We start from the raw sequence: 10,294 nt of genomic DNA, 5'->3' as shown, positions 1-10,294 counted from the left end.
TGAGGTGGACTTGTCCCTGGTCAGCGTGGACTCGTGTTCGTGCACCTTCCTCTGGCTGTCGACGGCTTGCGTGCTGCAATAGTGACATGTCTTTGGACGAGTTTCGTGACCTGCTGGAACGGCATGCGCGGCCCGGCTTGACCACTGCCATCGACGGCGTCCGGGTCTGTAAGGTCGACCACGCCGTTTCGCCGGAGTCCTCGATGTCCGGCACTGTGCTGGCGGTCATCGCTCAGGGCAGCAAGCGTCTGGCGCTGGGAGACCGCGTCTACGAGTACGGTGCCGGCCAGTACCTCGTCGCTTCGGTCGACCTCCCGGTGACGGGGCATTTCGTCGACACCACCGACCCCTCACTCGGTTTCGGGATGACCCTGGAACCTGCCGTCATCGCGGAGCTGCTGCTGCAGACCGGACCGGGGGAGCCGCCGCGGTCCGGCACCGCACCGCCGGGCATCGCGGTCAGTGACGCCCCGGAGGAGTTGCTCGACGCGGTCGTACGGCTGCTGCGCCTGCTCGACCGGCCAGGGGACCGGAAGGCGCTCGTCCCGCTGGTCAAGCGGGAGATCCTCTGGCGGTTGATGACTGGCGAACAGGGTGAGGCCGTCCGTCAGCTCGGCCTCGCGGACAGCAGCCTGAGCCACATTGAACGTGCTGTGCGGTGGATCCGGGAGAACTACACCCAGCCGTTCCGGGTCGAGGAGCTGGCACAACTTTCGGGAATGAGTGTCTCCGCTTTCCACAGGAACTTCCAGGTGGTGACGGCGATGAGCCCGATCCAGTTCCAGAAGCAGATCCGGCTGCAGGCGGCGAGGTTGCTGCTGGCGAACCATCCGAACGACGTCACCGGCGTCGGTCAGCGCGTCGGGTACGACAACCCCTCCCAGTTCAGCCGGGAGTACCGGCGCCAGTTCGGTGCTCCGCCCAGCGTCGACGCGGTGCGCCTGCGGGGTGGAGCCGGTCCCGCTGCGGCCGCGCTGCCGTGACTCCCACCTGAGCGAAGAGGATTGTGCAACCACGCGAAAGGATCGTGAAGGCCCGGCGCTCGCCTCGTTGCTTGCATGGATGTACCGGAACGAGCTACGGATTCCGGGACAATCACCACCAAGCGGAAGGCCGGTAATGAACGGCGACATGCCCCTCGACGACGAGCGGCAAACCGCGCTGTGACTCTGAACGTAGCCATCGCCCGCGCCCTCGCCATCGGGCCGGACTCCTCCGCGGCCGAGCGCACGATCGACATCACGACCCTGGGCGCACGCAGCGGCCTGCCGCGTCGTATCGAGATCTGGTTCCACCACGTGGACGGTTGCTGGTACCTGACCGGCATGCCCATGCCGCGCAGCTGGTACGCGAACGTGCGGGCCAATCCGCGGTTCGTCGTGCATCTCAAGCACGGGGTCCAGGCCGACCTGCCCGCGACCGCAATGCCGGTGGACGAACCGATACGACAGCGAGTGATCACCGCGGTCCTCGACCTGCAGAACCGGCCCGAGATTGCGGCGCGGGTCAGCCGCCGTCAGAGCCTCGACGAGTGGCTCGCGCACAGCCCGCTGGTCGAGATCGTGTTCGACGACGAGCGGTTGCGGACGCAACCGACGTTCGAATAGTCCTCAGTGATCGGCGACGCCGCACCCCACCACAGGGCCCAGCGCACCATGCCGATCACTCACCGAACGCTCCACGAACGATTCCAAGGGGGAATCATGAAGCACCGCACGCTGGGCCGGACCGGAATCGAGGTCAGCCCGTACTGCCTGGGCACCATGATGTTCGGGGCCATGGGCAACCCCGACCACGACAACTCGATCCGGATCATCCACAGGGCCCTGGACGCAGGGATCAACTTCGTCGACACCGCCGACGTGTACTCCGCCGGCGAATCCGAGGTGATCGTCGGCAAGGCACTCAAGGGCCGCCGCGACGACGTCGTGCTGGCCAGCAAGGTGCACTATCCGATGGGCGACGATCCGAACCACCGGGGTAACTCACGGCGCTGGATCATGACCGCCGTCGAAAACTCCCTACGCCGCCTGCAGACCGACCACCTCGACCTCTACCAGATCCACCGCCCTGACCCGGCGGTCGACGTGGAGGAGACGCTGTCAGCCCTGTCCGACCTGGTCCGCAGCGGCAAGGTGCGGGCGATCGGTGCGTCGACCTTCCCCGCCTCGCAGATCGTCGAGGCGCAGTGGGTCGCCGAGCGGCGCGGTCTGGAGCGTTTCCGGACCGAGCAGCCACCGTACTCGATCGTCAACCGGAGCATCGAACGCGAGGTGCTGCCGGTCTGTCAGCGCTACGGGATGGGCACCCTGGTCTGGAGCCCGCTGGGCCAGGGCCTGCTCACCGGCCGCTACCGCAAGGGGCAGCAGACGGACACCCACCGATCCGGCGGCATGCCGCAGCACTTCACCGACCAGCGCAAACTCGACGTTGTCGAACAGCTCATCCCGCTCGCCGAGAAGGCCGGCCTGCCGATGACCCACCTCGCGATGGCCTTCGCGATCGCCCACCCGGGCGTCACCTCTGCGATCATCGGGCCGCGCACCATGCAACAACTCGACGATCTGCTGGTCGGCGCCGACGTCACCCTGGACGACGAGATCCTCGACCGGATCGACGAGATCGCTCCGCCCGGCACCGACGCCGGCCCCAACGACGTGTCCTACACCCCGCCGGCCATCTCGCACGTGAACCTGCGCCGCCGCCCGGTCGCCGAGCGCTCCGCAGTCTGACGGACCGGTACGTTCCACCCACCGAAAGGCGACATTGACGATGTCCTTGGACTCGTACCGCACACTCGGCGCCACCGGCCTGCGCAAGAGCCCGCCCTGCCTCGACGCGATGACCAGTGAGGTCCCCGGCACCGACGAGGGCACCTCGCACGAGCTGATTGGTCGATACATAGCGGCTGGTGGCAACTTCATCGACACCGCCAACGGCTACTCCCAGGGGCGCTCCGAGGAGGTCATCGGCGCGTATCTCGCCAACCATAAAGGCCTGCGTGACCGGCGGGTCATCGCTACCAAGTTCGCCGCCAACCTATTCCCCGGCGACCCCAATGGCGGCGGTACCGGGCGCAAGGCGATCCTCCACCAGGTCGAGGGCTCGCTGCGCCGGCTGGGTACCGACTACATCGACCTCTACTGGCAGCACAACTTCGACCAGCACACTCCGGTGGAAGAGACGATGTCGACCCTCGACGATCTGGTTCGCGCTGGGAAGATCCGTTACATCGGGTTGTCCTACACGCCCTGCCTGGGCCGTCGCGCACGCCGCCACCATCGCCGGCTTCCGCGGCTGGACGGGCGTGGCGGCGATCCAGGTCGAGTACTCCCTGCTGGAGCGTACCGTCGAAGGAGAACTGTTCGGCGCGGCTCGCGCGTTCGGGCTCGGCGTCACCCCGTGGAGCCCCCTCGCCAACGGCCTGCTTTCCGGCAAGTACACACGGGACGATCAGGCACCGCCCGGCTCGAACCGGCCCCACCACGTCGCATCGCGGCTGACCGAGCGGACGTTCACTGTCGTGGAAGCGCTTCAGCGCATCACGGACGGCCTGGGGGCATCGATCGCCGCCGTCGCCCTCGCCCTCGCCTGGGTACACCAGCAGCAGCCGGTGACGTCCACCATCATCGGCGTCCGCACCGCCGCGCAGCTCGACGCCAACCTGGCCAGCCTCGACGTCTCGATCCCCGACGAGAAGCTCACCAAGCTGGACGCACTCACCACGCCACACCTGAACTTCCCGGCCGACGTCCTCAAACACGTGGCGGTCGACTACCAGCAACGCGGCGTCACCGTCAAGGGCGTCGCCTCCCGAGCCCGATAGGCCCGAGTCCGGGAGATGGTGCTCGACCTGACTGCCGGTCATCACATGACGAGCCAGGGGTGCTGCACTTAAGCATCTTGCTCAGGCAGCCGGGAAACTGGCCCTCGACCTGCACGCGGAGGACCTCGCTGCGCCCACTCAACAGACCGGCTGGAAACCTGGGCCGATCGCCGGCTACACCGCCACCGCTCTGCCCCTGCTCGCCCACGCCCGCGCCGTCCTGGCCGCTGCCGTCACCGCCGACCGAGCGGCCGGTGCCACCTGGGACGAAATCGCCGCAGTTCTGGATGTCAGCCCGGACACCGCCGCCCGCCGCTACCGCACCTGATGGCGAGCTGACCCCGCGGCTCTTCCCCGCCGCCTTTGTTAAAGAACGACTTGGCGCACCCCGCCGCCGACAACGTCGCGTGCTGCCGGGGACGGCTGCTGCTCCTCCTGATCAGGTAAGTCCGGCCCGGACCCGGTTGAGGGCCTCCACCCTCCAGTAGGACCGGTCGGGAAACTGGTCGTCCCGTCGCCAGCGCCAGGTCGAGATCAGCGCCCACATGAGGGTGTGGTACTGGCGAACCAGGTCGTGGTCGGCCTCCGGATAGTGTTCCGCGACCTCTTCAGGGGCATGGGCGAGGTCGAACTCGATCGGGCCGCGGCAGCATGTCGCGAGGTCCACGAAGAGCGGTCCTCTCCTCGTGTTGAGCAGGTTGCCCGGATGCGGCTCGCCGTGCAGCAGCTGTTTCCCGCCACTGATCAGGGCGCTCTGGTTGCTGAGCGTGCTGCTGAGAAGCTCCCGGTCGGGATCGGACAGCTCCGGTGTCTGCTTCCTGTCCCTCACCTCATTCAGCGCGCCCGCGACCCGATCGGTGAGGTCCGATGCCTCCAGATCGATCTGGCGCAGGGCGGCGTGGTACCGCTCGAGCGCATCGGCGTACAGGGCCGGCGCGATCTCCGATCCCACGGGTTCGTAGTAGGTCCAGAGGGAAACGGTGAAGTCGTCACGTTCATAGACGCGGGGTTCGACCCGAGGGTCCAGCTCGGCCACCGGGCCGCCGGCCTCGGCCAGACGCCGGGCGATCTCCACTTCGAACTCCATGCCGGCCAGATGCGCCGCGAGTGAGACCCGGACGAAAACATCGCAGGGGAGCAGGCGCAACGTGATGCGGTCGGAGTTGGTGATAAGGGCCGCATCGTCGACTTGAAGGCCCAGTGCGGCAGCTGTCGCCCGTCCGGCCTCAATGGCCCGGTGGAGTTTCGATGCCTCCAAGCCGTCCTCCTTGATCTTGCGTACACCATGGGGACAACGACTCCACTGTAGACGCGAAGATCATTCACCTCGACTGAATTACGGCAGCGAGCCGTGTCACCCGCTGCCTCCGACCGGTGCGGCTCAGACGGCGGTGGTGGTCGAGCGCCGCTGAGAGGGCGCCGACCGGGCGGGCCCAGATCTCTTGGACTTCAATCAAGATCGTTCGTCAGGTTTCGAGACACCCTCTCACGGTGGCCGTGGCTCTGCCGGGGTTACGGTGCTTTCAGCGCCGCGTCTATGGCCGCGCCGTGGCGATCCAGCCAGGCCTCGCGCCGCTTGATCTCGTCGCCGACGCCCTCATCCCACATCCTCGCCCAGCCACCGCCCCGCTCCTCGGCGATCTGCCTCATCGAGAACCACGCCCGCCGGGTCCGCAACGTGAACACCTCTACGAGCCGGGAACGGTCGGCATCCGCCAACCCGTAGGCGTCAGCCAGAATCCGGCAGCGGCGCGGCACGTCCACCTCCCGCAGCAGAGGGTCGGCATCGACGGGGTCGCACAGCGGCGCCCACCACATCATCGCGTTGGCCACCTCATCTACCCGGGTGGTTGGCTTGGCGAGGTCGAAGTCGATCAACGCGGCTGCCTTACCGTCCCGGAACACGATGTTGTCCGGCGTGTAGTCGGCGTGCCCAACCAACTCGACCGGGTACGGCGGCGCCGGCGGCATGTCCGGCGGCATCGACACCCCGAGCCCGGGCTGCACCCCGTCGGGCACAACGAAATCCGCGACAGCGGCATGATAATCGCGTACGAGGCGCCCGACGGAGGCCAGCCGTTCCTCGTCGGCGATCCATGGCGGCCTCGGCCGTCCGGCGACCTCACCGGGAACGAAGGTCAGCACCTCGCGCCCGGCCGTGTCGATGCCGAGGAATCGCGGCGCGCCCGGGAAACCGGTGGCCTCCAGATGGCGCAGCAGCGCGTGGACAAGCGGGGAGCTGGGGCCGATCGAGCGGCGCACGGTGTCGCCGACCCGCACGACTCCCTCGGTGACGTCACCGCCGACGAGCGGGATCTCGGGATGGGACTCGGATGACTCGACGTAGGTGAAAGAGTTCATTTTCCTTGGGGGTAGAGGCCAACGGCTCGGTCCGCCGCAGCGAGTACAGACATGATCCCAAAGCCCACGACCAGATGCTGGATGAGTTCGCGCCCGAGGCGGGCCGGGTCGGCGACAACGGCGCGCCCGCCATCTCCTCGGACGCCCTGCGGCGCACCCTTCGCTACGGAACCGCGCGTGCGCTAGAGCCCACGCGCCGAGCGTGCTGGGCCTCCTCGCGGAGTCTCTGGGTGCTGCTACTTCTCACCGATATTCCCGGCTCGATCCGCCCCCGAGTGCTGTCGAAACTGACAGGCAAACGCTGCCGCTAGTCACCGGCAAAATCAGAGGACGTCATTGCCCGCCTGCGCACCCACGGCGCCGAACTCGTCGGCGAGCTGGAGCAGTACGAAGACACCTATCGGCTCTGTTACATCCGCGGCCCCGAGGGCCTCATCGTCGGACTAGCGGAGCAGCTCGGCTGAAGGCTGCCGAAAGGACCGTGTACCCAAAGAATCATCCGGCAGCTGAGCCTCGGACCTGCGCCGGACCGCAGGTCGCGTACGCATCCCCGAGCTCCCCCCGTCACCGTTGCCTTACTGGAAGGGCTTCATCGCTGGTGCGGTTGAGGTATGGGGGTGGGACGAGGTATGGGGGTGGGACTACGTTGGCCAGCGGCTCCACCGTAAAGGGGATGTTCGCCTGAGTCGCGACTGGTAAGCCTGCCTACTTGGCTTGGGATGGCCTGGCATGGTGCTGGACGTCCCATGCAGGCCAGTTTGAATTAGGGTGCGCCGAGACGTATCTCTGCCAGTGGGCGCCAGTCCCATACTGTCTCGGGCCCGTCCTGATTGACGAGTTGGATACTGCGGATGGTGACCTCGCGATCGGGCAGCCGCTTGCCGAGCGCCCCGATGATGGGAGCGGATGGCCCATCCGCGCTGCTGTACGCCACCGTGACGTGCGGAACCCATGCGTCGTGCGCGAGCACTCCATTGCGGCCCGTCGCCGCGCGCGTCGCGAACTTCGCCGCTTCCAGCAGCGGCCGGAGCCGATCGGCTGGCCGCGCCTCCAACACGATCGCCTCCGGGTGGTACAGCACCCGGCCCAGCGTGACGGCGATGGGGTCGATGTGGGCAAGCTGCCGCGCCGCCTCCTCTGCCATCACGTTCACCTGGTGGTCGGTGATCTCATGGGTGTATCCGGCGATGAACGTGGTCAGGTGGATGAACTGGTGCGGCACCAGGTCGAGGCCCGGCAACCCGGCCAGGCGGTCGTGAGCCTCCTGAACGATGGCCCGCGCGGCCGGGTCCTCACCGAGAAGAACATGCCAGTACAGCCGTCCTTGCCCGGGCGGCAGCATGAGCGCTTGCCGCCGCTCCCAACGGTTGGCCATGCGGGTCGGCAGCGGGCTCACGCATCCTCCTCGACGGCGGCAGGCAGAGCGCGGGCAGAGTTGAAGGTCCGGATCTGCTCGCGCAGCGTGGCCACGCTATCGGAGCCGCGAAATCTAGGGCTGTCCAATCGTGCATCCAAGCGGACCAGATAGTTCGTGATCGTGGACAGGCGACTCTCCGGCGGCAGAGACATTGCCGGGGTTATCTGCTCGGCGGCGGCGTCGAGGTCGCCCATCATGACACAGGCGATGCCGGCACCGAAGCGAACCTGCGCCCACGTTCCCGTCACCCATGTGGCGCCGTCCGCCCATGCCTCGTCGGCTGCCGCTGCGGCTCTCAGTGCCACGCTGGGGTCGTTGGCCTGCAGGGCCACCGACAGCGCGTAGAGAGCCCGTCTGGAGGCAGGGCACGACCAGGGCGACATTCCAGAGTCATCGGCCGCTGTCTCGGCGGCCTGCTCTGCCCGCTGAAGTGCGTCGCTCGCACGGGCGAAGTCACCCAACAGGCTGGCCGCGTTCGCTTCCTGGCAGGCCAGCAAGATCCGCAGCGGGGTAGGCGGACTGCACTGGTAACCGCGCGCGGCGGCGTCGGCCGAGACCGCGTACCGACGTCGCCACCGCTCCGTCTTGGCCAGGGCGCTCAACGCGGCGGCCTCGTTGGCGCCGGCCTCTTGCGCGGACAGCAGCGCCGCCATTCCATGCACCACTGCCGACTCGTCGTCGTACATGTCGCCGAGCAGGATGCAGGCGTGGGCGAGGAGGGCGGAGTCGATATGGAACAGTTCGCGTGTCTGGCGGAGCCTCTGCTTGCCGCCGCGTAGAAGCGCCCGCACCTGGCGGTGTTGATGCAGCACGCTGGCCAGCATGCGGGCGGGCGGGGTTTGCGTATGGCCCTCAGCTAGGTGATGACGGGCCTCGTCGATCATGCTGATGGTGGTGTCACCGACATTGGACTGTTCGATCCAGGCGGCGTGCGCGAGGAGGTCTTCAGCGGTCGGCGGGGAGCCTGCGGCCGGGTTGACGCCGTCGAAGAGGGCGGCCTCGTCGACGCCGAACACCCGGCAGTACAGCAGCGGATAAGGGTCCTTCGGGCGAGTGCCTGCTTCATGGTCCTTGATGCGGCGCAGCACCGAGTCGAACTCAGGCAGCGTGATCGCTCCTGCGGCCTTGAACAGGTGCGTCGCGAGTTGCTTCTGCGACCAACCCCGTGTGCGCCGCTCATCGCGTATGCGCTCGGCCCAGGGCGAACCACCGCTTTCTGCCATGCCGACCCATCTCATCACCGGGGAGGGGACACGCCTGCCGCCCCCAGTGTCCCCCAACCGCACCTGTCCGCGCCCCGTTACTGAGAGTTGTGATGGACCCGTGCATCAGCAGTTGGGCACCTGAACAGCGCGGAACGGGTGATTGTTGAGATGGTCCTGACTAACCAGGACAGACCCATACACGCCGCCGACCGAGTCGCCGTCATACAGGCATGGCTCCGGCTGGACGTGAGGGACCGTCAACTGTCGGTATTGCGCAACACCTTCCCGAACTGGGACATCAGCTATGCGCTCGACCCGGCCGGTCACTGGATCTGGTCAGCCGTCGCGCGCCAAGAACTCACCTTGGAGATGGCGACTGCCGGCGCGGTGCGGAAGGTGCACAGCGGTGACCCCGTCAACCTGATGGCCGCACTGACCTATCAGGCATGGCTCGTGGAACGCGCCACCAGGCCACACCCCTGACCCAGAAGCTCCCGGCCTGTCGCTGTCGTGCGGCTTCGGCGGGCCGGGTACCACGCCGGACCACTGTGTCCGGTGTCATCGAAGGATCAACCCCGAGGAGAAACCCATGGTGAAGCGACGAAGCTCGGCGGGGAGCTGGTCGAGGTGCTGATGAGCGAGCACCAGGGACAGCCGGTAACCGCGTGCCTCGGCCAGGACATCGTTGATGTGACCGGGCAGGTTCAGGAAGTTGTGACACTCGTCGATCACCAGCGACGCATCCGGCCGGTCTGATTCGGCGAGATGTGAGCGGCGGGTGGTGGCTTGCCAGGTGTGGGCGAGCAGGATGGAGCCGAACAATCGTGCGGCGTCGTCGCCGAGGACTCCTTTCGGCAGCCGGGCCAGGACGAGGCCGCCTCGGTCGAGGAGCCGGCCGATGGGCACGGTGGTGTCCGGGCTGGCCAGCGCTTGCCGGACGAACGGGCGAAGCAGAACCGCGCGGAGCTTGTTCATCACCGGGCCGATGACGGTGGCCTGCCCGGCTGGGGTGAGGGCTTCGTAGGACCCCCAGAACCCGGCCAGCAGCTCATCGTGGAGCCCGGAGGTGATCCGGGCGCGAAAAGCCGAGTCGGTGAGCAGCCGGGGCACGTCGGTCAGGGTCGCTTTGTGGCCGAGGACGCTGGTCAGGGTGAGGCAGGTGGAGCGGAGCAGGTCGTCGACGCGTGGTCCCCAGGCGGTGGAGAAGCAGCGGTGGAAGATGGTGACGACGGAGTCGACGGCGAAGGCGGGGTCGTGTCCGGCGAGGATGTTGATCGAGGGCGGCGGTGTGGGGTCTTGGGGGTCGAACACCACGGTCTTGCCGACCGCTCGTTGGGGGAGCCGGTTGAGGATGTCGGTGACCAGGTCGCCCTTCGGGTCGATGACCAGGGCGCCTCGGCCTGCTGCGGCGTCGGCCAGGACCATGTTGGCGAGCAGGGTGGATTTGCCGACGCCGGTGCCGCCGAGGACGTGGGTGTGATGCCG

10 protein-coding genes and 1 pseudogene are annotated in these 10,294 nt (G+C 67.5%); 6 read left to right on the top strand and 5 right to left on the bottom strand.

All coding sequences use genetic code 11. The features are described from left to right. The first annotated feature begins 86 nt into the window (after positions 1 to 86). The 5 genes and pseudogenes from ACFPZ3_RS61885 (at position 87) to ACFPZ3_RS61865 (ending at position 3,826) form a co-directional block, all read left to right on the top strand. Entirely contained in the window at positions 87 to 983 is an 897-nt protein-coding gene (locus tag ACFPZ3_RS61885) for an AraC family transcriptional regulator (RefSeq protein ID WP_379523778.1), read from the top strand. Positions 984 to 1,163: 180 nt separating this feature from the next. Continuing rightward, a complete protein-coding gene (locus ACFPZ3_RS61880) occupies positions 1,164 to 1,607 on the top strand; it encodes a nitroreductase/quinone reductase family protein (protein ID WP_379523777.1) in 444 nt (147 codons plus the stop codon). Positions 1,608 to 1,703: 96 nt separating this feature from the next. Further along, on the top strand, positions 1,704 to 2,732 hold the full coding sequence (locus tag ACFPZ3_RS61875) for an aldo/keto reductase (RefSeq protein ID WP_379523776.1): 1,029 nt from the start codon (positions 1,704 to 1,706) through the stop codon (positions 2,730 to 2,732). Between the two features lie 40 nt (positions 2,733 to 2,772). Continuing rightward, positions 2,773 to 3,237, top strand: a pseudogene (locus ACFPZ3_RS61870) (aldo/keto reductase); the annotation flags it as partial. Further along, the gene (locus ACFPZ3_RS61865) at positions 3,203 to 3,826 is read left to right on the top strand and encodes an aldo/keto reductase (protein WP_379523797.1); all 624 of its coding nucleotides are present in this window, start codon (positions 3,203 to 3,205) and stop codon (positions 3,824 to 3,826) included. The pseudogene ACFPZ3_RS61870 and the gene ACFPZ3_RS61865, both read left to right, overlap by 35 nt. 439 nt (positions 3,827 to 4,265) lie before the next feature. Here ACFPZ3_RS61865 and ACFPZ3_RS61860 read toward each other — a convergent pair whose 3' ends face one another. The 4 genes from ACFPZ3_RS61860 to ACFPZ3_RS61845 form a co-directional block, all read right to left on the bottom strand. Then, on the bottom strand, positions 4,266 to 5,084 hold the full coding sequence (locus tag ACFPZ3_RS61860; protein ID WP_379523775.1) for a phosphotransferase: 819 nt from the start codon (positions 5,082 to 5,084) through the stop codon (positions 4,266 to 4,268). 254 nt (positions 5,085 to 5,338) lie between these two features. After that, on the bottom strand, positions 5,339 to 6,187 hold the full coding sequence (locus tag ACFPZ3_RS61855; RefSeq protein ID WP_379523774.1) for a phosphotransferase: 849 nt from the start codon (positions 6,185 to 6,187) through the stop codon (positions 5,339 to 5,341). Positions 6,188 to 6,950: 763 nt separating this feature from the next. Beyond that, positions 6,951 to 7,583 (bottom strand): 2'-5' RNA ligase family protein, encoded by a 633-nt coding sequence (locus tag ACFPZ3_RS61850; protein WP_379523773.1) that lies wholly within the window; start codon positions 7,581 to 7,583, stop codon positions 6,951 to 6,953. Then, complete coding sequence (locus ACFPZ3_RS61845) at positions 7,580 to 8,827, bottom strand: helix-turn-helix domain-containing protein (protein WP_379523772.1); 1,248 nt, start codon at positions 8,825 to 8,827, stop codon at positions 7,580 to 7,582. Before ACFPZ3_RS61845 ends, ACFPZ3_RS61850 begins: the two co-directional genes overlap by 4 nt. A 138-nt stretch (positions 8,828 to 8,965) precedes the next feature. Here ACFPZ3_RS61845 and ACFPZ3_RS61840 point away from each other — a divergent pair, with 138 nt between their 5' ends. Next, entirely contained in the window at positions 8,966 to 9,292 is a 327-nt protein-coding gene (locus tag ACFPZ3_RS61840; RefSeq protein ID WP_379523771.1) for a hypothetical protein, read from the top strand. 75 nt (positions 9,293 to 9,367) lie between these two features. Here ACFPZ3_RS61840 and ACFPZ3_RS61835 read toward each other — a convergent pair. Then, positions 9,368 to 10,294: type IV secretory system conjugative DNA transfer family protein (locus ACFPZ3_RS61835; RefSeq protein ID WP_379523770.1), on the bottom strand; the 927-nt coding region annotated here is incomplete at its 5' end.

It is taken from the genome of Nonomuraea insulae, assembly GCF_042656245.1.
Note: the sequence above shows the minus strand (reverse complement) of the source record. Positions and strands in the feature narration are given on the sequence as shown.